The sequence below is a fragment of the Aliiruegeria lutimaris genome, assembly GCF_900099935.1.
GTDB lineage: Bacteria > Pseudomonadota > Alphaproteobacteria > Rhodobacterales > Rhodobacteraceae > Tropicimonas > Tropicimonas lutimaris.
Genome location: NZ_FNEK01000022.1, coordinates 55,808 through 78,476, shown reverse-complemented (window position 1 = coordinate 78,476; position 22,669 = coordinate 55,808). Strand labels below are relative to the sequence as shown.

17 protein-coding genes are annotated in these 22,669 nt (G+C 62.9%); 14 read left to right on the top strand and 3 right to left on the bottom strand.

From position 1 onward, the window contains the following. Nucleotides 1-85: 85 nt before the first annotated feature. Both BLR85_RS12310 and BLR85_RS12305 read left to right on the top strand, forming a co-directional pair. Nucleotides 86-1,036, top strand: coding sequence for a glycosyltransferase family protein (locus BLR85_RS12310; protein ID WP_093156125.1), 951 nt, complete (start codon nt 86-88; stop codon nt 1,034-1,036). Further along, nucleotides 1,033-2,979, top strand: coding sequence for an HAD family hydrolase (locus BLR85_RS12305; protein ID WP_093156122.1), 1,947 nt, complete (start codon nt 1,033-1,035; stop codon nt 2,977-2,979). Before BLR85_RS12310 ends, BLR85_RS12305 begins: the two co-directional genes overlap by 4 nt. A gap of 19 nt (nt 2,980-2,998) precedes the next feature. Here the strand turns inward: BLR85_RS12305 and BLR85_RS12300 are convergent, their stop codons facing one another. Beyond that, entirely contained in the window at nt 2,999-4,078 is a 1,080-nt protein-coding gene (locus BLR85_RS12300; protein WP_093156119.1) for a glycosyltransferase family 2 protein, read from the bottom strand. 427 nt (nt 4,079-4,505) lie between these two features. On the opposite strand from BLR85_RS12300, the gene BLR85_RS12295 reads away from it, so the two are divergent. The 9 genes from BLR85_RS12295 (at nt 4,506) to BLR85_RS12255 (ending at nt 16,344) form a co-directional block, all read left to right on the top strand. Beyond that, the gene (locus BLR85_RS12295) at nt 4,506-5,678 is read left to right on the top strand and encodes a serine/threonine-protein kinase (protein WP_244520713.1); all 1,173 of its coding nucleotides are present in this window, start codon (nt 4,506-4,508) and stop codon (nt 5,676-5,678) included. Next, nucleotides 5,675-6,541 (top strand): FHA domain-containing protein, encoded by an 867-nt coding sequence (locus BLR85_RS12290; RefSeq protein ID WP_244520712.1) that lies wholly within the window; start codon nt 5,675-5,677, stop codon nt 6,539-6,541. The genes BLR85_RS12295 and BLR85_RS12290 overlap by 4 nt, the downstream gene beginning before the upstream one ends. Continuing rightward, nucleotides 6,525-7,457 carry a PP2C family protein-serine/threonine phosphatase gene (locus BLR85_RS12285; protein WP_093156116.1) on the top strand — a complete coding sequence of 311 codons (933 nt, stop codon included), beginning with the start codon at nt 6,525-6,527 and terminating at the stop codon, nt 7,455-7,457. The genes BLR85_RS12290 and BLR85_RS12285 overlap by 17 nt, the downstream gene beginning before the upstream one ends. After that, nucleotides 7,454-8,629, top strand: a complete 1,176-nt coding sequence (locus BLR85_RS12280) for a hypothetical protein (RefSeq protein ID WP_093156113.1) — start codon at nt 7,454-7,456, stop codon at nt 8,627-8,629. Before BLR85_RS12285 ends, BLR85_RS12280 begins: the two co-directional genes overlap by 4 nt. 111 nt (nt 8,630-8,740) lie before the next feature. Beyond that, a complete protein-coding gene (locus tag BLR85_RS12275; protein WP_170844553.1) occupies nt 8,741-10,831 on the top strand; it encodes a dynamin family protein in 2,091 nt (696 codons plus the stop codon). 127 nt (nt 10,832-10,958) lie between these two features. Then, nucleotides 10,959-11,858: a dynamin family protein gene (locus BLR85_RS12270; RefSeq protein ID WP_244520711.1), complete on the top strand. Its 900-nt coding sequence runs from the start codon at nt 10,959-10,961 to the stop codon at nt 11,856-11,858. 91 nt (nt 11,859-11,949) lie between these two features. After that, on the top strand, nt 11,950-12,318 hold the full coding sequence (locus BLR85_RS12265) for a hypothetical protein (protein WP_093156105.1): 369 nt from the start codon (nt 11,950-11,952) through the stop codon (nt 12,316-12,318). After that, nucleotides 12,311-13,147, top strand: coding sequence for a hypothetical protein (locus BLR85_RS12260; protein ID WP_139188378.1), 837 nt, complete (start codon nt 12,311-12,313; stop codon nt 13,145-13,147). The genes BLR85_RS12265 and BLR85_RS12260 overlap by 8 nt, the downstream gene beginning before the upstream one ends. A gap of 179 nt (nt 13,148-13,326) precedes the next feature. After that, nucleotides 13,327-16,344 carry an error-prone DNA polymerase gene (locus BLR85_RS12255; protein ID WP_093156099.1) on the top strand — a complete coding sequence of 1,006 codons (3,018 nt, stop codon included), beginning with the start codon at nt 13,327-13,329 and terminating at the stop codon, nt 16,342-16,344. Here BLR85_RS12255 and BLR85_RS12250 read toward each other — a convergent pair. After that, nucleotides 16,307-17,974, bottom strand: a complete 1,668-nt coding sequence (locus BLR85_RS12250) for a sialate O-acetylesterase (protein ID WP_093156096.1) — start codon at nt 17,972-17,974, stop codon at nt 16,307-16,309. The genes BLR85_RS12255 and BLR85_RS12250 overlap by 38 nt on opposite strands. Before the next feature lie 666 nt (nt 17,975-18,640). Then, complete coding sequence (locus BLR85_RS12240) at nt 18,641-19,213, bottom strand: DNA-3-methyladenine glycosylase I (protein WP_093156090.1); 573 nt, start codon at nt 19,211-19,213, stop codon at nt 18,641-18,643. A 100-nt stretch (nt 19,214-19,313) separates the two neighbouring features. On the opposite strand from BLR85_RS12240, the gene BLR85_RS12235 reads away from it, so the two are divergent. From BLR85_RS12235 to phbB, 3 genes are all read left to right on the top strand, one after another. Continuing rightward, on the top strand, nt 19,314-20,159 hold the full coding sequence (locus tag BLR85_RS12235; protein ID WP_244520710.1) for an EAL domain-containing protein: 846 nt from the start codon (nt 19,314-19,316) through the stop codon (nt 20,157-20,159). 347 nt (nt 20,160-20,506) lie between these two features. Beyond that, a complete protein-coding gene (locus BLR85_RS12230; protein ID WP_093156086.1) occupies nt 20,507-21,682 on the top strand; it encodes an acetyl-CoA C-acetyltransferase in 1,176 nt (391 codons plus the stop codon). Between the two features lie 171 nt (nt 21,683-21,853). Then, on the top strand, nt 21,854-22,579 hold the full coding sequence (phbB, locus tag BLR85_RS12225; RefSeq protein WP_093156083.1) for an acetoacetyl-CoA reductase: 726 nt from the start codon (nt 21,854-21,856) through the stop codon (nt 22,577-22,579). The last annotated feature ends 90 nt before the right edge of the window (nt 22,580-22,669 follow it).

Here is a 22,669-nt window from a genome sequence, read left to right as displayed (position 1 = left end):
AGCTTCCATCACATTTGGCCTGCCGAGCGGCGCGCTGTATTATGCGCCTCCCGCCGTGAGTCCAGCTCGGAGGTTCTTGGATCCTATGCCTGATTTCAGCACCGAAACAATTGGGATCGTTCTGCCGCGTGCTGCAACGCCCACGCTGTTCCGCAGGGCGCTCCAAAGCATCCGCGCGCAGAGCGTCGGTGACTGGAAACTCGTCATCGCTCAGGCGCCCGAGGCAACGGACGACATGCGCCGGGTGGCTGATATCGTGCTCGCGGAGCCGGACCCGCGCGTCTCGTTCCTGCCCGATCTGGACACCGAGACCGAGGCGGAGGCAATCAACCGCGCCCTGGAAAGCCTCGATACCGAACTCGCGGTGATCCACGCGGAATGCGATAGCTGGTCGCCCGATTTCCTTGCCGTCATGACACGGACCTATGACACGAAACGGGCGCTTCTACCCGGGCTGAAGGGCATCGTATCGGGCGTGGCGGCGGTCGAAGAAACCGTGAGCGGCGCGCATATCACCATCGATTCCGTCACCGACTGGCACCCGCCGGGATGCATCGACGACCTGCATGACGGTGTACTCGACATCCGCCGAATCGTCGTCGGCAACCCTTTCCCGGCCATCGCTTTCCTGTTCGACCGTCACGAAGCGCGCGAAATCGGCTTCTACGACACGACGCTCCCCCTTCTGACAGAATGGGAGTTTCACCAGAGATTCTGCCTGCGCAACGATGTCTGGGTGCATACGGAACGGCTGGCCTTCCACCATGTCGCCACCGACCGGACGGACCCGCTCGACCAGGCAGCTTATGGCGCGCTGCTGACAAATCGCTGGGTGCGCCGGGAAGGCGAGGCCGGGCTCGGAACGCTCCGGATCCTTCAGGCGCTCTCCGCGTTGTCCAGCCCTCCCGCGATCCCGAAGCCGCCCCGGAAGGATGACAAGGAAACGCCGAAGCCGCACGCGCCAGCAAAGAAGCAGAAGGGAAAGATCGGCACGGCGCTGTCCAGGCTCAACCGCGCGAGGAAGCGCTGGATATGAGGGTCTGGAGCGAGCTGACGGACCATGTTCAGGTCGTCACATTCGACATCTTCGACACCCTTCTCCACCGCAAGATCCGTGCGCCCGTGGATCTGTTCGAACTGGTGCGCCTGAAGGTTTTCGAAACGGATTTCGCCTTGCGCCACCACGACTTCCTCCACGGTTATGCCGGTTTCCGGCGCGCGGCCGAACAGGATGCCCGCAAGGCGCAACTGCAACATTCCGAGGAGGGCGAAATCTGTCTGGACGAAATTTTCGAACAGCTTCGCAGCGACCATGCCCTGCCCGGTCCGCTTGTCGATTACCTGAAGGCGACCGAGCTTGAACTGGAAGACACCGTGCTCTTTGCCAGCCCGGACGGGATGCGCCGCTACAATGCTGCCCGCGGAAAGGGCCTGCAGATCGGCTTTATCAGCGACATGTACCTTCCCGGTGACTGGCTTTCGCAGAAACTCGAACGCGAGGGCTTCGAGGGCGCCGCGCAATGGCCGCTCTATGTCTCAGGCGAACACCGCGTCACGAAACGTTCGGGTGCGCTCTACCACAAGGTCGGAACCGAGCAGGGCTGGCCGCTGAACGAACGCTGGCTGCATGTGGGCGACAACCGAGCGGCGGATATCGATCGGGCCGAAGCGCTCGGTCTGCGCACGACCTATGCCGACTGGGCCGACGTGATCAACCGCCCGTTGCCGGAGGAGGCCGAGTTCGGGGCGAACGCCATCACGGCCATCACCGGCTTTATCGACAAGCGCCCCTCGATGACGTTCCAACCCGAGGGCATGCTCGAGCGGATTGGCTACCGCGTCTTCGGCCCGCTCATGTTCGGCTTCACGCTGTGGCTCTTGCATCAAAGCCAGCAGCAGGACCTGAAGAAACTCCTGTTCATCGCCCGGGACGGCAAACTGGCGATGCGGCTCTTCAACCGTCTCAAGGCGCGGGCGGGTCTCGCCGACATCGGGACCGAGTATTTCTACATGTCTCGCAAGGTCGGCTACCTGACCGGCATGCGGGAATGGGACAGCGAGCAGACACGACGCATTACCATTGGCCGCCGGGCCAAGAGCGCACGGCGGTCCTTCGACGCGGTCGGGCTGGATGCGGAGGCGTATCGCGAGGAGTTGAGCCGTTTCGGCGTCGAGGATATCGACATTCCGGTCGCCCCGGAGGAAGCTTGGCGTGTGATGAAGGCAATCGACACCGCCTTTGCGGATGTACTGCGCCGCAACGCCGAAGCCCGCGCCGCGCTCCAGCCCTATTATCTGCAGGCCATGGAAGGCGCGGACCGGATCGGGTTCGTCGATATCGGCTGGGTCGGTAATATTCAGCGGCTCTTTGCCAACTCGCTGCCCGACGCCAATGCGCGCGACCGTCTCGTCGGGCTTTACCTCGGCCAACTTCCCAGCAGCAGCTTCAACGAGGCGCGCGGCATTCGCATGCACAGCTTCCTGACTCAGGGCGCGTACAAGCAACCGGTCCAGAAGGCGTTGCACCAGGGTGGAATCGAACTGCTCGAGTTCGCCATGACCGCTGATCACGGAACGACGATCGACCTGTCACGCGACGCGGAGGGCCATATCGCGCCAGTGCTGGAAACACCCAGCGCCGAGGAGACCGATTATGCCCGCAAGGCCGTGAGGGTTCAGGATGGCATGGAGTACTTCCTGGACGAGCACGCCTACCTGCTGGATCATTTCAAGCTGGAGACCCTGGCGACGCCGCATTGGGCATTGCCACTTCTCAAGCTCGTGGACGACCCGACACCGGAACAGATCGGGGCGCTGGCCGACCTGACCCATTCCGACGCGCTTGGCAGCAATGCCGAGCGGTTACCGCTCGTCTCTCCGCTCTCGGGCTGGAAGCGTTACAGCCCGTCCCACCGCCGCAAGGCGCGCAGGAGTTCCTATTGGAAAGGCGCGTTCGACCAGCTCCTGCGCCGCCCCTGAATCCGGATCCAACACCCGGTCAGCGCGCAAGAATCCGGCGCATTCGCCCCATGATCCCGGTGGAAGCATCGGCGGAACGACGCCGTGGTGCGCGGGCCGCAGCCCGGTCCAGATCGCGGCAGAACGCATCGAAATCGCCCTTCCGTGCGGCTTGCAGCAGGTTCGCCGTCCGCTTGCCGATGGCCGCCCGTGTCTGCGGCGAGTCCAGCTCCGCTTCCGCATGCAGCGCGACCACGGCCTGAATGGCTTCAAACAGCTCCTGCCGCAACTCGGGCGGGCATTTTCGTCCGATCCAGGAAAGCTGCCGCGAGGCCCAGGACAGCAGGTCGCCGCTGAACTCGGCATCCTGGCCGTTCTCCTCCAGCCAGCGCTTGATGATCCCGTGATGGCGGAACATCTTCAGCAGTTTGCTGTCGACGGTGGCCGTGGTCTGCCCGATCCGGTTCACCCGGTGGCGGCACAGCCGTTCATCGACAAAGGCAACGCGGTTCGCCGAGAGCGTGTTGAACCAGTGGAACGGGTTGTCCTCGAAGAAGAAATCCCCCACCGGGAAGCGCAGCCCCTGCTCCTTCAGCAGCGAAGCGCGATAGATCTTGCGCCAGGGCACCGCGTTGAGCGGCAGGAGCCGATGACGGCCGGTCGCGTCGAGCTCCAGTACGGACAAGGGCGCCAGTTCGTTCCAGCGCTCCTCGTCGGGCGGCATGGCCGTCTGGCCTGTCACCGCGTCCCAGTTGAGATAGCTGCACATTGCCAGGTCCGCGTCATGCGCCTCAGCGGCGGCAAGCAGTTTCGCGAACATCTCGGGCTCGTAGCGATCGTCCCCGTCGGCAAAGCCGATATAGGCACCGCGCGCCTGCTCGATGCCCGCATTCGCCGCTGTCGCAACCCCGCCGATGGTGTTTTCTTCCAGAAGCACCGGAACGATGCGGTCGTCACAGGACGCGAACTCGGCGATTTTCCCGGCTGTTCCATCCGATGAGCCGTCATCGACCACGATGATCTCGATATCGTCGAGGGTCTGGCCGCAGATATCCGCCAGGCATTCGCCGATGAAGGCTTCGATATTGTAGGATGTCACGACAACCGACAGTCTTGGCATGGATCTAGCGCCCCTGTTTCGCGCCGACAGTTTAGACCATTCGGAGGGTCGCGGCCATGGCTCGAGGGCAGCATGCGCCGATTTGCAGCCCGTCGCGCCGGGAGCCGGGAAAATCCCAAAAGTTTCGTTTAAAATTATAGTTTTATTGAAATCTCTTTGCGCTCCGAGCGCCCCATTCGCGCCACAATTGGAACCAGAATGTAGTCCCCGCGTATAGCTGCGCCCAGCGCGGCGAATCCCATGGCGGAGAAGGAAGCAGAGCGATGACCGAATTCCCGCATGTCCTGGCGGCTCCGCCAGACAGCCTGCCACCGGGCACGGAGCTTCTGCGCGGGCAATTCCGGGTGGAGTCCTTTCTGAATGCCGGCGGTTTCGGGATCACGTACCTGGCCCGCAACAGCCTCGAACGGCGGGTCGTGCTGAAGGAGTGCTATACCCCAGCTCCATGTGTTGTCGCGCCGATCACGAGGTCCGCGCGCGCACCCGCAGCCAGCAGGTGGAGTTCGATACCGTCGTGCGCCTGTTCGTCGAGGAGGCACGCCGGCTCGCAAAGCTGGACCATCCAAATATCGTCGGCGTGCATGATGTCTTCGAGGATAACGGTACGGCCTACATGGCGCTCGATTATGTCGAGGGGCGGGATCTGCTCGACGTGATCGAGGCCGAGCCGACGCGCCTCGGCCCTCCGGAGATCCGCAAGATCACCCACAGGCTTCTGGACGCGGTCATCCATGTGCACGATCTGGATATCCTGCACCGGGACATCTCGCCGGACAACGTGCTGCTGGACCGGAACAACGAGCCGATCCTGATCGATTTCGGGGCGGCACGGGACACGGCGCGGCGGGCAAGCCGCGTCCTGTCGGCTCTGCAGGTGGTCAAGGACGGTTACTCGCCACAGGAATTCTATCTCGCCGGAAGCCCGCAGAGCCCGGCCGGCGACCTCTATTCCCTCGGCGCCACGCTGCATCACCTGCTGACGGGGGCGGCGCCCGCGAACAGCCATATGCGGCTGGCCGCGCTGGCCGAACAAAGGCCGGACCCCTACAAGCCGCTGAAAAGCCGTATGCCCGGCTATGACGACAGGTTTCTTCTGGCCATCGACCGGGCCCTGAATGTCTTTGCCAAAGACCGGGTCCAGACGGCCCGCCAGTGGCGGGACATGATCGACGGAACAGCGACGGGGCCCGTCTCCGCACCGCTCATGGGCGAGAAAGAGGTCGCGGCCCGCATCCAGCGGCTGGTGGCAGATACCAATGCCGCGGTGAAGGTGGAGATGGAGCGTGCGGAAAGGGAGCGGCGGGAACGCGAGGCCCGCGAAGCGCAGGATCGCGAGGCGCGCGAGCAGAAACGTATCAGGCTGAAGCAGCAGGCCATGCGTGAAGCCGAGGAGGCCGCGAACGCCATCACGACGGCCCGCATGGCCACCGAGCAGGAGCCGGAGGACGACAAAACCCATGATCCCGAAAACCATTCCGAAACCTTGTGCGCGCATAGAGGAAACACCGCCCGGCCGCGGTTGCTCGACCGAATATGGCGCGGGTTTCGCCGTCAGGGCGAAACGGATCAGGTTGGCCAGATGGAGGGCTACGGGGCATGAAATTCTTTCGTAGAAAGCACTCTGCATCGGCGGCGGCCAGCGCCTCGAACGGGCCCGTTGCGGCCGAGGAGCCGTCCGAGCTTCCCCCGGACATGCTGGTTGGCGAATCGTATGAGGATCCGGGCCTGTCCGAACGGGAGTACGATGCTCAGTTCAGGTCCCTGTCGATGGATAGCCATGGCAGCATTGCTCGGCCAAGGGTCGAGGGCAGTGAAACAGACACCACGCTCCCTGCGCCCCGTGCCGAAATATCAACCGTTGACGCTCCGGCCCGGCGTCGAATCTGGGACATCGAGGCAGAGCGGCAGGTCGCCCTCGCCCGGGCACGAATCGCCCAGTTTTCGCAAGCCGGCCTGGCGCCCGCAGGGACCGCGCCCAGCGGCCAACGCGCCAAGACTCGCCTGCTCGGCTTCCAGGCCGCCGATCTTGCACAGACGGACCCGTTTTCCGCCGCCGCCCGGCCCGGCCCTCGCGCCGAACGGTGTTTTCCGGTCGGTTGGCTCGTGGTCGTGGAGGGGCCGGGACGTGGCGCCTGCTTCACGCTGACAAACGGCGTCTCCAGCATTGGTCGCGGCGAAGACCAGTCCGTCTGCCTCGATTTCGGCGATGGTTCCATCTCGCGCAGCAACCATGCAGCCATCGCCTATGATGACGATACGAATTGTTTTTTCCTGGGTCAGGGAGGCAAGTCCAATATCGTGCGGCTGAATGGCCGGCCCGTTCTGTCAACCGAAGACCTTTCGCATGGCGACCGGATCAAGATCGGGGAGACCAGCCTGCAATTCGTTGCTTTCTGTGGAGAATCTTTTTCCTGGTCCGTGACGCAAGAAGGCGCGGAGGGCAAAAATGCCGTCCACCGGTGAGCTCTGTCTGGATGCTGCCACCGGGTTGAGCCTTGGCGCGCGCGAGGCGCAGGAGGACGCCGTCCTCTGCGATGTTCCGCAGGGTGGGGCAAGCGGGATCATTGTGCTCGCCGACGGGTTGGGTGGGCATGTCGCCGGCGCCCTGGCCAGCCGCATTGCCGTGACGACCGCGCTGGACGAGTTGGCAGCCCAGCGTAACGCGCAAGGACGGCTCGCTACCGACATACCCGGCCGTCTGGTCAAAGCGGCCCGGGCCGCCAATCGCGCAATCCTTGCCCATGCATGCTCCAATCCGGAAACGCGTGGAATGGGCGCAACGCTCTTGCTCGTCATCGTCGACGGCGGACGCCTTTTCTGGCTGTCGGTCGGCGACAGCCCGCTTTTCCTGCTTCGGGGTGGAGCGATCCGCCAACTCAACGAAGTGCACTCCCTCGCCCCACAATTCGACCCTCTGGCCCGCGCCGGCGAGATGGATCCAGGGATCGCTGCGATCCATCCGGATCGCAGTTGCCTGACCTCAGCGCTCGGTTTCGATCCGTTGCGGCGGATCGATTGCCCGCAAGACGCGTTCGAACTCGCGCCGGGGGACCTCCTTGTCGCGGCCAGCGACGGCATTCTTACCTTGTCGCCGGAAACAATGGCCACGACTTTGTCCCAACCCGACAAAGGCTCCGCGACCGATCTGGTCGACCGGCTTTTGCGCAAGGTCGAGGCCTGCGGGGCGCGCGAACAGGATAATCTGTCGATCTCCATCTTGCGGATCTTTCCAGACACAGAGCGTATCGCGAAACCACGGCAACGCTGGGCGCGACGGTTGTTTCCACGGGTTTGCCTCCTCTCGCGCGAACCATCCCTGCGGGGGCGCGCGCTCTGCCAGGATCAGTCTGCATCCACCAGCGTTGAGGGTTCGGTATGACTTTGGATCAAACCGGGCAACGCCTGGTCGTACAATTGTCCACCGCAAACGCCTCGGACGCGCTGCCGAGGAATACGCGCATCTGGGCAGAACGCGTGCTGGCGCGCCTGTCCGCGCCGGTGCGGGTAGGTATCCTGGGTCGCGAAGACCGCAACTTGCCGTCGTTGGCCAATGCCCTGCTGGGCGAGGGCATCGTGCCTGACGGCGCGGGAATGCCCCCCATGCTGGTGCGTCACGGCACCGGAGACAGCATCACCACGGTTGCGACTTCCGGCGCGCGCCACGAGATCCGGCCAGAGGAATTCCGAAAGCTGGATCCTTGGAGCCTCGCGATGGCGGAATTCTCGGCTCCGCTTGCGCTTCTCGATCACTTTTCCCTCCTCATTGTACCGCTGGAAGGCGGGGAGCGGGACATGGAGGGTGCAATCAACTGGGCCGGGCAACGGTGTGATATGGCTGTCTTCTGCGCGCGGTCAGCCGACGAACCTGCAGGAGCGCTCTGGAACCGTCTTCCACGGCCCTTTCTGGACCACGGCTTTCTTTGCCTTTTGGATGAGGATTCCGCAGCACGAACCAATCGACTCGATCATCCTTTCCGGTCGCTCTTCCGCGTCGGCACGCTCGCTGGAGATGCCGCACAGATCCACCGCTTGACCACCGCACTTCTGGACCATGTCGCATCCGCGCGGCGCGAAGACCTGGAATGGGCGCTGCTGCTTCTGGAGCGATATTGCCCCCCGGATCGCAAGTATGGGCTGCGCGAAGTCGAACCTCTACAGAACGAGCGGGATGAACCCGATTTCGCCGCGCTTCTGGATCCCCTTCCGCAGGGAATCGCGCAACACGGGGATCATGCGGATACGTCCGCGCCTACCGCCGAGATTATCTCTTTCCTCGCGGCCCAAGCCGACGAGCTTGCCTGTCTGTGCGAGACGGCGGAGCCTGCAGGGCCTCGCCGGGCCAGTTCGAAGGTACTGGCGCTTTGCACGGAGTCGATCGAGGCCTGCGCGGAAATGGCAATGCAGGGCGAGCCGGAGGTGATGGAGCTATTCGCCGAAGCCACGGACCTTGTCGTGTTGATGCAGATCGAGTCGACCACGGAGGCCATGACTGATGCAATCGCGCTCATGCTGCAACTCCGGCACGAATGCGAAAGCCGGCTATGCGCATGAAGCAGGACCCGCACCAATTGCACGGATATGCCATGTTTTCGCCATGTTATTGCCACGCCCGAAGCGGTCCGGACGCGCAGCGTGCAAAGAGACCTCGCGAAAGGAGGGATCATGCTGGGTAAGACCGCCACTCTCGATGACGGACCGGCCACCGGCCGGATCGAAGCCTTTCCCTCGCATGGCTGCGAAACGGCGGAAGCCGACCCGCTCGTTCGGATGTGCCTCGAAGGGCTGTCCCCCTTACTGGCCCAAAGGGGCGAGGTATCGTCGGTTCTTGAAACGCTTTGCGCGACCGCCGACAGAAAAACGGCCGAGGCGGTGGAGCGCCTCCGGCACAGCCTTTTTTCGCTTGAACCTGCTGTGACCTTCATCGGGCAGGTGAAGGCTGGGAAGACATCGCTGGTGAACGCCATGATCGGCGAGCCGGGGTTGCTTCCGGCAGATGTGAACCCTTGGACCTCGGTCGTGACCTCCCTCCATTTGGGCCCCTCCGCCGAGGCGGCGCCCTACGCGGCTCGCTTTGCCTTTTTCGATACTGAGGATTGGGACAGGTTGACCCGCAGAGGCGGACGCTTAGGCGAACTGGCCGGACGTTCCGGCGCCGAGGAGGAAGCGGAAAAGGTTCGTCTTCAGATCGAGGCGATGCGCGACAAGACGCGCCGCCGTCTTGGCCGGAAATTCGAGCTGCTGCTCGGCACCAGCCACAATTACGCGACCCTGACGCGCGGGCTTGTTGAACGCTATGTTTGCCTTGGCGACGATTTCGAAGAGCAGTCGCCTCTTCCGGGAGCGGAGGCGCAAGGGCGTTTCGCCGATATCACCAAGGCGGCGGATCTGCAGATTGCCCGTCCCGGCTGGCCGATGAACCTGTGCCTGCGGGACACGCCGGGCGTGAATGACACGTTCATGATGCGCGAGCAGATCACGATCGGGGCGATCCGCGACAGTCGCCTCTGCTTGGTCGTCCTGTCTGCGCACCAGGCGCTCAGCACCGTGGACATGGCGTTGATCCGCCTGATCTCGAACGTGCAATCCCGCGAGGTGGTTATCTTCGTGAACCGGATCGACGAACTCGCGGACCCCGTGCGCCAGATCGTGGAGATCCGCGACAGTATCCGGGCAACACTGGAATCCCATCACGGCCCAAAGGACGCCAAGATCGTTTTTGGAATTGCCCACTGGGCGACGCTGGCATTGAAGGGAGACCTTTCGGCCCTGGACGAGGTGGCCAGCGCGGTCTTGCTCGGCTATGCCGAACATGTCGCCGACAGCATGGAGCGCGAACTCGGCCCGCTGGAGTTGATCTGGTGGCTTTCCGGCGTACCGGAGTTGTACAGCACGATCTGGAACCGGGTGACGGAAGGCGCGGCCCGTGAACGTATCTGTTTCGTTGCGCGTGACTCGATGAACCTGGCCGTGGGACTCTCGGCCGCGATCGCAAACAATCCCGCGCATCTCGCCTCCGAGCATGGCAAACCGATCGACGTCAACGGAATGCAGATTGCCCTGTCGGCGCTGGAGGCGCGACTCCTGCCGGAACTCGACAGGGCGCTGACCACCGCGCTTGAGAGCGCCTCCCAGCGGCTCGAACGCTCGCATCGCAGCTTCCTGAACCGTGCGACCATGGCGCTGGTGCAGCACCTGGAAAGCTACGGCGAACTCGCACCCTGGAAATACGACCCGACCGGGCTCCGCCTGCTTCTCAGATCGGGTTTCCAGGTTTTCTCCCGGCAGGTGAAGGACGCAGGAACGCAGGCTGCCGAACTGGCCGCCGAAGAAATCTCCGGTATCTACGCTGCCGCCCTTCAACGCCCAGCCTCGGATTTCACAATCCAGCCGCCGGACATGCCGCGGATCGCACCGCCGGTCCTGATCGGCCAGACGATCGCGCTCGACCTCAAGGGAAACTGGTGGCGGCGCTGGTGGAGCCGCCGGCGCGGCTACAAGGCCTTCGCGCCGGAGTTTCATGCCATGATCGACGCCGAAACCCGCCCGATCCTCGACGGGTTGCTCAACGCTCATTGTCAGCCGTGCATTGTCGAAGTTCGCTGCGTTCTTAAAGACTTACTTGACGAACAGAGGGCTATCCTCGCCACGCTCGAATCCCACGGATCCGAGTTCACAGGGGCCTCGGAGCAGGTCGGCCCCACACCGGAAGTGGTGGCTGATGCAGTTACGCGGCTCGGCCCTTTCGTCGTCTGAGAGAAAAGGAACCGCAATGTTTCACAATCCGCAACTGAAGGTTGGAACACCCCGTTTGCCGGAAAGTCCTGCAGCGATTCCCGGCCGTGCGGAGGAAATTGTCAAGCGTCGCCCGCGCATTGCGGTTATGGGCGAGTTCAGCGCCGGCAAGAGCACCCTGACCAATCTCCTGATCGGCTCGAACGCGCTGCCGGTAAAGGTCACCGCCACCCAACTTCCGCCGGTCTGGCTCTGTCATGGAAGCGGTGCGCCACACGGGGTGGACCGGAACGGTGACCGTTTCAATGTCGATCTCGCACGCATTGGCGATATCCCGCTGGAAAGGACGCAATATCTGCGCGTCGAGCGCCATTCCAATGTTCTGGAACTTTGCGACATCATCGACTTTCCGGGAATCTCGGACCCGAACATGCCAGCAGAGCTCTGGCAGCAGGTCATTTCCGAGGCGGATGCGGTCTTGTGGTGCAGCCATGCCGTTCAAGCCTGGCGCCAGAGCGAGGCGGCGGCCTGGGAGGAGTTGCCCGCGCATTTGCAGGAACGTAGCCTGCTCTTGCTTACAGGGATCGACAAGCTCGTCGAGGAACGGGATCGGCAGCGTGTCCTGTCGCGCATACGGCGCGAGACCGATGGCCTTTTTGCAGATGTCTTCCCGATCTCGCTCACCCGGGCGCTTGCAGCCGGCGAGGATCGCGATGCCTGGGAGGCAAGTGGGGCCGAGCGTTTCATGACCGCCCTGCTCGAATTGATCATGTCTTTCTCCCCTGGTGCGGAGCAGCCAGCCGTTTCCCCGAAAGCGGCCATCGCGGCAGATGCGCCTTCGATTGAAGCTTTGCCTTTCGCAATGGCGGAAACTGTACCTTTGCCGTCCCATCAAACGGAGACGTCCCCAAATTCGGAGCCCCTCCCCGCAACCGATCAATCCCCCCGGATCGTGCCGCGGCGCGTGAGCCTGAAGGGTCCTTCGCGCCGGATTGCCCAGGCCAGGCCTCGACCGGAAAATGCACGGGATCGTGCGCCCGGAACCTGAACAGGTCAATCGTCGGTAGGGTTCCCGAAAGGTTTCTGCGGCATATCTGGAGAGACTTCAGACCGAATCCACTCCGGCGAGACCGCCTCCAATGAGCATTGTCGAGCAACTGAACAGATTATACCGGGAGATCCCCGGATGCCTGGCGGTTGTCTTTGGTGATATGCAGACGAAAACCGTATTTCGGTCTTTTGCGAAGGACAATCTCTGCCAGGAAGATCATGATCGGCTTCTGGAAATGGCGGCTCTCTGGCTGACCCCACCTGCGGAAAACTCGTCTGACCACCCGGCCGGGCTCAACCTGCCGATGCAAGTCTCGCTTCAGGGGCGACGGTCGATCCGCGTTTTTGCCCGCCTGCTTCCGGAGGCTTCCGATGTGCTGTGCATCCTTGCCGTGGCCGAGGCTCCCCTGGCAGATCTGCATCGATCCATACGCGCCATGGTGATGGCGGATGACTGAACATACGTGCATAGCCCAGGTTCCGGAGGACGACATGTTTCGTCGGGCCAGCCTGTCACGCATGATCGAACGGTTGGGCGCCGCCAGGGGTGACATTATCCGGGATGGCCGGCGACCATTGCCGCCCGGCCTCTCCGGTATCCTTGATGAAATCGACGAGACCGTCATGGCCCGCCGGCTGGTCTTTCACAATGACCGGGGCGAAGAGATGACGCTCGAAATTCGAAGCCGTCGCCTTTTCTGGGCGGGGCTCGGGCAGCTTGCCGGGGGTACCCGGCAAGCTGGTTCCGGCCTCGTTCTAAGCCAGGCGGCATCGGAGGAGATTTCGGCGTTGGTCGACACCCTGCGGCGATTCGGCATGGCGGGTACGCTTTCCGTCGAAAGCGGGCCGCCCATGTATCAGCCCGCGCTGGATGAAGCGGGCCTCCCAGCCACTGTGCTTTATCGCCTCTCGGGGCAGGGAAGCGCTCCCCTCGAAGCCGATTGCGCCACGGATCCTGAACCTTCTCTCGAAGATTTCGCTGCAACGTGTCATCCCCTGAGCCTGGCTCTCGTGCTACGCGGGCCTGACGGTAATTGGTGTGATTCCGGCGATACAGCGCTGGTTGCCGAGCTCGTGGAGGCATTGGAAAATTTCATGTCTTTCCAGCCGGGTGACTTCAATGAAATGCCCCTTGGGGCAACGCTTTCCCGTCCAGGGACGCCCGATGCCAGTCTCGCTCTCTTTGCCGATGGGCAGGGTCACCTGGCCGCTTATGTGGCGCCAGAACAGGAAGCCGCGCTCCAGGCCGCATGGGCGGATTGGTTGGCAAGACAATCGGGACCGTAAGCATTCCACGCCTTTGGACCGGGGTACCTGGCACTGCCGAAATACGACTCCCAACAGGAATAAAACATGAATATACAGTTGGGAGAGAGGCGCGCCGCCAGACCGGTCGCATCGCCGCTCACGCGCAACGCCTCGACGGCCTTCCTGCAGAAGGTGGAGGCCCAACCGGAGACCGTCACATGGGCTTCGTGGAGCTCTCGGCGACATCGAATTTTACCTTCCTGACCGGGGCATCGCATCCGGAAGAACTGATGGAGCGCGCCGCGTTGATCGGGCTGCGCGGGCTGGTCGTCGCCGACCAGAACTCGGTCGCCGGGATCGTGCGGGCACATGTGCAGGCGCGCGAGATCGCCCGGACCGTGGCGGAACGGGAAGCCAGCGAGGCGCGCACGGGCCTGATCGGTCCGCCCGCACCAGAGGGCTACCCTGCCAGCCCCGACACCCGCAACACCCCGCGCCTGATCCCCGGCGCTCGCATCGTCACTCGTGACGGCTTCACCGTGACCGCGCTCCCCCGCGACCGGACCGGCTGGGGGCGCCTCTGCCGGCTGATTTCCTTGGGGCGATTGCGCGCCGGAAAGGGCGATTGCCTGCTCGAACTGGAAGATATCCTCGAATGGGGAGAGGGGATGGAATTGCTGCTCCACCCCGAACACCCTTCCCCGTTCCCACAGGCGCCCAACTCGAAGCGCGGCGCGGGCGGGTGGCGGCCACAGGCACAACGGCTGACGCGCCGCTTTGGTGCATCCGTACACCTGCTCCTGGCCCCGCGTTATGACGGGCAGGATAGCGAGCGCTTCCAACGCCTCTCGCGGCTTGCGCGCGAACTTGGCATCGCTCCCGTTGCCTCGGCTGCCCCGCGCATGCATCTCGGCCGCCGCCGGAAGCTGGCCGATGTGCTGACCGCCATCCGCAGCGGCTGCCGGATCGAGGATCTTGGCCGCGCCGCCATGAGCAATGGCGAGCAGCGCCTGCGCAGCGAGGCCGAGATGCGCCGCATCTTTGCCGAACATCCCGAGGCCGTGACGCGCAGTGCCGAGATCGCCGCGCGCTGTCGTTTCTCGCTCGACGAGTTGCGCTACGAGTACCCCTCCGAGGTCACTGGCGGCGAGAGCGCTGCCGAGCGGCTGGCGCGGCTCGCCCATGCCGGGCTGCGCTGGCGCTACCCTTCCGGCGCGCCGGAAAACGTCCGCAAGCAACTCGCGCATGAGCTCGCCCTGATCGGCAAGCTGGAATACGAGCCCTACTTCCTCACCGTGCACGATATCGTCGCCTTCGCCCGCGCCCAGGACATCCTCTGCCAAGGCCGCGGATCGGCGGCCAATTCCGTGGTCTGCTATGCCTTGGGTGTCACCTCCGTCTCGCCCGAGATCGGCACCATGGTCTTCGAGCGTTTCGTCTCCGAGGCCCGCGGCGAGCCGCCCGATATCGACGTCGATTTCGAGCATGAGCGCCGCGAGGAAGTGATCCAGCATATCTACGAGCGCTACGGACGCCACCGCGCCGGGCTCTGCGCCACCGTGATCCACTATCGCGGCAAGCGCGCCGTGCGCGAGGTCGGCCGCGCGATGGGGTTGAGCGAGGATACCGTCGCCGCGCTGTCCAGCCAGATCTGGGGCTGGGGCTCGCTCAAGGGCACGGAAGCGCAGCGGATGCGCGAGATCGGGCTGGACCCGACAGACCGCCGCCTGAAGCAGACCATGGAGCTAATCCAGGAGATCCAGGGCTTCCCGCGCCACCTCTCCCAGCATGTCGGCGGCTTCATCGTCACCGAGGGCCGGCTGGACGAGCTTTGCCCAGTCGAAAACGCCACCATGGAGGACCGCACCGTCATCCCCTGGGACAAGGACGATATCGACGCGCTCGGCATCCTCAAGATCGATATCCTCGCCCTCGGCATGCTCACCGTCATCCGCAAGGCCTTCGAGATGATCTCGCGCCACCATGGCACCGGTTACACGCTGGCCACGCTCCCGCCCGAGGACCCGGCCGTCTATGATATGCTCTGCAAGGCGGATTCCCTCGGCGTCTTCCAGGTCGAGAGCCGGGCACAGATGAACTTCCTGCCCCGGATGCGGCCACGCAGCTTCTATGACCTCGTCATCGAGGTCGCGATCATCCGCCCCGGCCCGATCCAGGGCGACATGGTCCACCCCTATCTGCGCCGCCGCAATGGCGAGGAGGAGGTGGTTTTCCCCTCCGACGAACTTGGCGCGGTGCTGGCGAAAACTCTCGGCGTCCCACTCTTCCAGGAACAGGCGATGCAGATCGCCATCGTCGGGGCCGGCTTCACGCCCGAGGAGGCGGACCGCCTGCGGCGGTCGCTAGCGACCTTCAAGAAACACGGCAATGTCAGCGAGTTCCACGACCGTTTCATGTCCGGGATGCGCCGCAACGGCTATGACGAGGAATTTTCCGCCCGCTGCTTCAGCCAGATCGAGGGCTTCGGCTCCTATGGCTTCCCCGAGAGCCACGCCGCGAGCTTTGCGCTGCTGGTCTATGCCTCCGCCTGGCTCAAGCGCCACCACCCCGGCATCTTCGCCTGCGCGCTGCTGAACTCCCAGCCGATGGGCTTCTACGCCCCCGCACAGATCGTGCGCGACGCCCGCGAGCACGGGGTGGAAGTGCGCCCGGTGGACATCAACCTCTCCTATTGGGACAACGTGATGGAGCCGAACCAGAAGGGCGGGCTGGCCCTGCGGCTCGGCTTCCGGCAGATCCGCTCCATGCGCGAGGAGGAGGCGCATTGGCTCGTCGCGGCGCGCGGCAACGGCTATCCGGGCGTCGAGGATGTCTGGCGGCGGGCAGGCATCTCCCCGGCCATGCTGGAATCGCTGGCCGAGGCGGATGCCTTCGCCTCGCTGTCGCTCTCGCGTCGGCAGGCGCTCTGGGACGCCCGCGCGCTGCGCGCCACCCGCCCGCTGCCGCTCTTTGCGCGCGACATGGAAGGCGAGGGCATCGAGGAGCCCGCCGCCAATCTTCCCGCCATGACGCCCTCGGAGGAAGTCGTGGAGGATTATGTCTCGCTGCGACTGACCCTGCGCGCCCACCCGCTGGCCCTGCTGCGCCGAAAGCTCACGCCGGAGGCATCGCCGCAAAACAGAACCGCCGCCAGCACGAGGCTGGCAGCGGCAAGATCAGCATCCGGTCCTGAAGGACCTAGGCTTTCGGGACCGACAGCAGGGCGATCTGCATGAAATTGCCGTCCGAGGTGAACGACACCGAATGCCCGGACGAGTCCGCCGCAAAAGCCCGATCCCCCGCGCCGGAGCCGAAATTGTCACCATAATTCGTCCAGCCAAGCCGCGTGTCGATCCCGCTCCACTCCATGCTCTGGCTGGCCGGGTTGATCGAGATCCCGGCCCCGAGCACAACGCCCTCGGCCGTGGCATCGACGCTCGCCGTGGCGGAGGAGGCCAGAGCCGCGAGCGCCGCTGCGGGATCCGCATTCTTGAGCACCCAGACATGCACGCCTGCCCGCATCTGCCAGCTCTCGTGCTGCAGCTCAATATCCACAAGCCCCGCCGGCACACCCGTCACATAGCCGAAGCGCAGATAGTTCCCCAGGTATTCCCCCCGCTCGAACAAAGTCGCCGCCTGTCCACCGATCATGATCCCGGACAGGCCCTTATCGGTTGTGCTGTTGCGCGAGGCGCCGGCAACGATCACCGTACCGCCCACACCGACGTCGACATCCTCGAACAGATGCGACACCCCGTCATCCGTGGTCGCCGCAAAGGCGGTCGTCAGCACGCTGGCTGCGCCTGCCTCCGGCACCGCGCTCACAGCATCAGAATACGGGCTCGCTCCGACCTCGTTCACGGCGGCCAGTCGGTAGAAATAGGTCGTCCCATTGACCAACCCGGTATCGGTGAAACCGGTCGAGGCAGAGACCCCATCTGCGATCTCGGTCCAGTCCGCCCAGTCCAGCGATCGTTCGATGACATAGTCGGTGACGGCCAGCCCCCCATTGGCCGGCGCGGTCCAGCTCAGGCCGATCTGTTCGTTGCCAGCCAGCGCCGCGAGGTCAGAGACGGCCTCCGGAACCGTCGGCTTGTGCGCCGCCGCCACCGACAGGGCTTCAAAATACCGGCTGCCAAGCACCCGCAGCGAAGCTGCATCGAAATGCAGATCATCGCCAAGATCGTCCAGCGGGCTCGGCACTTGCGAACTCGCCACGGCGGTATGGAAATGCCGGTTCGGCGTATCGGCAATCGCATCGTTCAACGCGCCGTTGCCCGTGCTGGCATTGATGAAATCCGGAACCAACTCGCCCAGGACAAAGGGCGTCGTGTCATTTGCGGCCGAAATATCACCGCGCAACCCGTCGATGATCGCGTCGAGATCGTCCTTGAAGGCAGCATAACCGGTATCGGCCTCCCCCTGGTGCCAGAGGATCCCGCCCAGGCGGAAGGAAGGGTTGGCGATGAACAGGGCATTCGCCCGGGACACGAGGTCGGCATAAAGCGTTCCCCCGACGATCCAATCTCCGCTCGAGAACCCGGTGGCTCCCTTGGCGGCCGGAAGGAACACAAGCTGTTCGTTGGGGAACGCCGCCTTGAAGTCGATCGCGAACTGAACATCCAGGCCCATGTCGCCGGTAATGGCGTCGTGGTGGTCTAGCGGAATGGTGGCCGCGGTCAGCGTACCATCCATTCCGAACTGCATCACGCCATCGGGAAGGCCCTGACCGCAATCGAAATCCGCGCGCCCGATCATGTTGCTTTGTCCTGCCAGGATGAACACCCGGGTTACCGTTTCGAACCCTGCCATCGGGCGAGCAATTCCGCTGACAAGCGGCCGAACAATGGAAATCGCGTTGGTCATGGGAAGGTCTCCTTTTCAAGGCGATTTTCGCGAAAAGGATTAACGAAGCAGAAACGGGCCGCGCGCTACAACCACGGCAGAGGCCCCCCTGAAGGGTCCGGAACTACATGCGGAAAGGAAGGATCAAGGCGGAAATGAAATTACATTCGCCCGCGACGGGCTGTTGCGCCGCGGGCATGGCACTCCCTCGCTCCGGGAGGCCAAGTCATAGCGGTGATGGTTCTTCCCGACCTCAACGCCGTGGAAAATCTTGATCGTCAGCGATCAAAAGGCCGAAAAGGCTTCACGTTGTTACCTGTTCGCAACCGCTGCCTTCGCCAGCGCATCCGCGCTGTTGGATTCTCTTTGGGCACGGATTGATTCCTGTTTTCCGGAAAGTGGCAGCCACATTCCAGCCCAGCAGTCATCACCCTTGATGAGAAGAGCACCCATAAGGTTCGAGTTCCGCAAGATGTCAGAAATCGACCTAGCCATTACCAGTCCCCTTTCGCCCCAGTTTACGCTACTGGCCCGGATACTCCTAACAAATGGTTAACCCAACGTCGTAGCAACGTTCGCAAATCAACCATTTGCGCAACATCGGCGAGAATCCCCGGCAACTTTTTCCACCTACCGGCAAGCAGCCTGACAAACTCGTCTTCCCACTAAGTAAATGACGCTAGGGAATTATAAAGACATTTTTGTACATTCATCATGGCGAGGACATGTCACGAGATGGTCATTCACCATGCCGGTGGCCTGCATGAAGGCATAGACGATCGTTGGTCCACAAAAACGAAATCCTTCGGCTTTCAGATCGCGGGAGATCTCGACGGATAGCGGAGTTTGCGCCGGAACCTCGGCAAGAGTCTGCCAGTGATTCTGTATCGGCTGTCCATGAATCCGGTCCCACAGAAAGGCCGAGAAGCCTTCCCGTTGCTCGATTTCAAGCCAGGCCTTCGCGTTCCCGATGGTCGCCTCGATCTTGCCGCGGTGGCGCACTATTCCGCTGTCCTGCAACAGCCGAGCAACCTCTGCTTCGCCCCATGTCGCGATCAATTCGGGGTCGAAACCATGAAAGGCCGAGCGGAAATTTTCCCGTTTTTTCAATATCGTGATCCAGGACAGCCCCGCCTGGAAACCATCAAGCACGAGCTTTTCCCATAGCGTGCGGCCATCGAATTCCGGCACGCCCCATTCTTCGTCATGATAAGCGACATAAATGTCTTCCTGCCCGACCCAACCACATCTGTCGCTCATTGTTTTCCCCTGATCCGTTTCGACTTTCGGAGAATGCCGCTGTTTACCGTTCCTTCAACCCTTGGTGCGCAACTAAGGCAAGCCAGTTGCGGAGAAGGCAATGCAATCCGGATTCGACGAGTATGCTTCGATGAATGTCGAACGCGCAGCAAACCCACTGGATGCAGCCATCGCAGAACGAGACGCTGACATCCTTTCGATGGTTCGCCGCTCGCTAGACCGAAAAGATGTGTTGCTGGCCTTTCAGCCCGTCGTTGCCTGCAGGAATCCGGAGCACATTGCCTTTTTCGAGGGGTTGATTCGCGTACTCGACGATACCGGCAGGATCATTCCCGCTGCCGAGTTCATCAATGCTTGCGAGAATACCGAGACCGGCCGCATCATCGACTGCCTGGCTTTGGAGCTTGGGCTGGAGACGCTTGCCCGGGCGCCGGAGCTACGGCTTGCAATCAACATGTCCGCGCGCTCGATCGGCTACTCTCGGTGGACGAAGACATTGCACGCCGGGCTGGATGGCCGACCGACGGTCGCGGAGCGCCTCATTATCGAGATCACGGAATCCTCGACCATCGCCATGCCGGACATCACCAAGGCCTTCATGGAGGAAATGCAGCTGATCGGCGTGAGCTTTGCACTGGATGATTTCGGAGCCGGCTACACCGCTTTCCGCCATCTGCGCGACTTCGATTTCGACATCATAAAGATCGCCGGAGAGTTCATCCGGGGCATTCATTCCGATCCCGACAACCGGGTTCTGACCCAGGCGCTCGTTTCCATCTCCAAGCAGTTCGACATGTTCACGGTCGCCGAAGCCGTCGAATGCGAGGAGGACGCGAAACTCCTGATCGAAATGGGCGCCGATTGCATGCAAGGCTACTATTTCGGCGTTCCGACGACGCGCCCCTCCTGGCCCGATTTCCCGCGGGAGATTTTGCGGGCCGGATAGGTAACAGTCGGAGCCGTCCTTTGCAAAAGCCGGTGCCGGACACTGTTTCGAACACGACCCCAACCCTCCCGAATCTCCTTTCGATATCCCAGTATCCGGGCGTCACGGCAATTCAAACGATTGCAAAAACGATTTGCGTCACCACGTCCAAACCGCTTGCAAAAGCGCTGTTTTTCGCCAATTTGCGAAGGCTGAGCTAAAATTTCATGCTCTAACGGGGGTGGGACACCCTGTCCGTTGCCAGAGTCCCCCCCGCCCCCTAACCAAGATACGGACTGGAGGGGGAAATGAGGGTGGTCGCCATGACGGCGGCAAACCCCTCCTGCGAGATTTGATGAGGAGCCATCATGACCAACGTCGTTATCGCGTCGGCCGGCCGGACCGCCGTAGGATCTTTCCTGGGATCATTTGCCAATACTCCGGCTCATGATCTCGGCGCCGCCGTTCTCAAGGCGGTTGTCGAACGCGCCGGAATCGACCCGTCGGAAGTTTCGGAAACCATTCTCGGGCAGGTGCTGACCGCCGCCCAGGGCCAGAACCCCGCGCGTCAGGCCCATATCAATGCCGGCTTCCCGCAGGAATCCGCCGCCTGGAGCATAAATCAAGTCTGTGGATCCGGCTTGCGCACCGTCGCGCTCGCCGCCCAGCACATCCAACTCGGCGATGCGTCCATTGTCGCCGCTGGCGGCCAGGAGAGCATGTCGCTCAGCCCCCATGCCGCCGCGCTGCGTGCCGGTCAGAAGATGGGCGATATGAAATACATCGACACGATGATCAAGGATGGCCTCTGGGATGCCTTCAACGGCTACCACATGGGTCAGACCGCCGAGAACGTGGCCGCCAAGTGGCAAATCTCCCGCGAGCAACAGGACGAGTTCGCGCTGGCCTCGCAGAACAAGGCCGAAGCGGCACAGAAGGCCGGTAAGTTCGTTGACGAGATCGTTCCGTTCACAATCAAGACCCGCAAGGGCGAGACGGTAATGGACGCGGACGAATACATCCGTCACGGCGCCACGATCGAGAATATGCAGAAGCTGCGCCCGGCCTTCATCAAGGACGGCACCGTGACCGCGGCCAACGCCTCGGGCATCAATGACGGCGCCGCCGCCGTGCTGTGCATGTCCGCCGAGGAAGCCGAGAAGCGTGGTATCGAGCCGCTCGCCCGCATCGCCTCCTACGCCACGGCCGGCCTCGACCCGTCGATCATGGGTGTCGGCCCGATCTACGCCTCGCGCAAAGCGTTGGAAAAAGCCGGCTGGTCGGTTTCCGATCTCGACCTGGTCGAAGCCAACGAAGCCTTCGCCGCGCAGGCCTGCGCCGTGAACAAGGACATGGGCTGGGATCCGTCGATCGTGAACGTGAACGGCGGCGCCATCGCCATCGGCCACCCGATCGGCGCCTCGGGCTGCCGCGTTCTCAACACGCTGCTGTTCGAGATGAAGCGCCGCGACGCCAAGAAAGGTCTCGCTACGCTCTGCATCGGTGGCGGCATGGGTGTTGCACTCTGCGTCGAACGTCCCTGACGCTCGCGCCCTGCGGAATAATCACCAAGGGGCGCCGGACAAGGCGCCTCTTTTTTTACGAAACGACACTGTTACTTGCTGCGTCATCCTGCCGAAGCAATATTGTTGCGAAAGATACCCCAAGTGTTTTAACAGTGTTACCAAAGAATTACGCCACAGTGGAGGGAAACCATGGCAAGAGTTGCAGTCGTCACCGGAGGTACCCGCGGCATCGGGGCCGCCATTTCGGTCGGTCTCAAGGAAGCTGGTTACGAGGTCGCCGCGAACTTCGGTGGAAACGAGGAGGCTGCCGCCAAGTTCTCCGAGGCCACCGGGATCAAGACGTACAAATGGTCTGTCGCCGATTACGAAGGCTGTGAGGCAGGCATCAAGCAGGTCGAGGCCGATCTCGGCCCGGTCGACATCCTCGTCAACAACGCCGGCATCACCCGCGATGCCATGTTCCACCGCATGACCGTCCAGCAGTGGAATGACGTTATCGACACCAACCTGCACGGCGTGTTCAACATGACCCATCCGGTCTATCCGGGCATGCGCGAGCGCAAATGGGGCCGCATCATCAACATCTCGTCGATCAACGGCCAGAAGGGCCAGGCCGGCCAGACCAACTACTCGGCCTCCAAGGCCGGCGACCTGGGCTTCACCAAGGCTCTGGCGCAGGAAGGCGCGCGTTTCGGCGTCACCGTCAACGCCATCTGCCCGGGCTATATCGCCACCGAGATGGTCAAGGCGATCGACGAGCAGGTCCTGAACACCAAGATCATCCCGCAGATTCCCGCCGGCCGCCTTGGCGAGCCGGAAGAAATCGCGCGCTGCGTGGTCTTCCTCGCCTCCGAGGATGCCGGCTTCATCACCGGTTCCACGCTTTCGGCCAATGGCGGTCAGTTCTTCGTCTGATCGCGATCGCATGGAAAATTCGGCCTCCGCGGAGACAATCCGCGGGGGCTTTTTCATGTCTGGACAGACAATGTCACGAGCCAGCCATAC

Excerpts from the sequence above, each read along its gene's own strand:
- BLR85_RS12270 (WP_244520711.1), top strand. The coding sequence starts at position 10,959 with ATGGGCGAGTTCAGCGCCGGCAAGAGCACCCTGACCAATCTCCTGATC.
- BLR85_RS12260 (WP_139188378.1), top strand. The coding sequence starts at position 12,311 with ATGACTGAACATACGTGCATAGCCCAGGTTCCGGAGGACGACATGTTT.
- BLR85_RS12275 (WP_170844553.1), top strand. The coding sequence starts at position 8,741 with ATGCTGGGTAAGACCGCCACTCTCGATGACGGACCGGCCACCGGCCGG.
- BLR85_RS12255 (WP_093156099.1), top strand. The coding sequence starts at position 13,327 with ATGGGCTTCGTGGAGCTCTCGGCGACATCGAATTTTACCTTCCTGACC.
- BLR85_RS12240 (WP_093156090.1), bottom strand. The coding sequence starts at position 19,213 with ATGAGCGACAGATGTGGTTGGGTCGGGCAGGAAGACATTTATGTCGCT.
- BLR85_RS12235 (WP_244520710.1), top strand. The coding sequence starts at position 19,314 with ATGCAATCCGGATTCGACGAGTATGCTTCGATGAATGTCGAACGCGCA.
- BLR85_RS12300 (WP_093156119.1), bottom strand. The coding sequence starts at position 4,078 with ATGCCAAGACTGTCGGTTGTCGTGACATCCTACAATATCGAAGCCTTC.
- BLR85_RS12250 (WP_093156096.1), bottom strand. The coding sequence starts at position 17,974 with ATGACCAACGCGATTTCCATTGTTCGGCCGCTTGTCAGCGGAATTGCT.
- BLR85_RS12290 (WP_244520712.1), top strand. The coding sequence starts at position 5,675 with ATGAAATTCTTTCGTAGAAAGCACTCTGCATCGGCGGCGGCCAGCGCC.
- BLR85_RS12265 (WP_093156105.1), top strand. The coding sequence starts at position 11,950 with ATGAGCATTGTCGAGCAACTGAACAGATTATACCGGGAGATCCCCGGA.
- BLR85_RS12310 (WP_093156125.1), top strand. The coding sequence starts at position 86 with ATGCCTGATTTCAGCACCGAAACAATTGGGATCGTTCTGCCGCGTGCT.
- BLR85_RS12285 (WP_093156116.1), top strand. The coding sequence starts at position 6,525 with ATGCCGTCCACCGGTGAGCTCTGTCTGGATGCTGCCACCGGGTTGAGC.
- BLR85_RS12230 (WP_093156086.1), top strand. The coding sequence starts at position 20,507 with ATGACCAACGTCGTTATCGCGTCGGCCGGCCGGACCGCCGTAGGATCT.
- BLR85_RS12280 (WP_093156113.1), top strand. The coding sequence starts at position 7,454 with ATGACTTTGGATCAAACCGGGCAACGCCTGGTCGTACAATTGTCCACC.
- phbB (WP_093156083.1), top strand. The coding sequence starts at position 21,854 with ATGGCAAGAGTTGCAGTCGTCACCGGAGGTACCCGCGGCATCGGGGCC.
- BLR85_RS12305 (WP_093156122.1), top strand. The coding sequence starts at position 1,033 with ATGAGGGTCTGGAGCGAGCTGACGGACCATGTTCAGGTCGTCACATTC.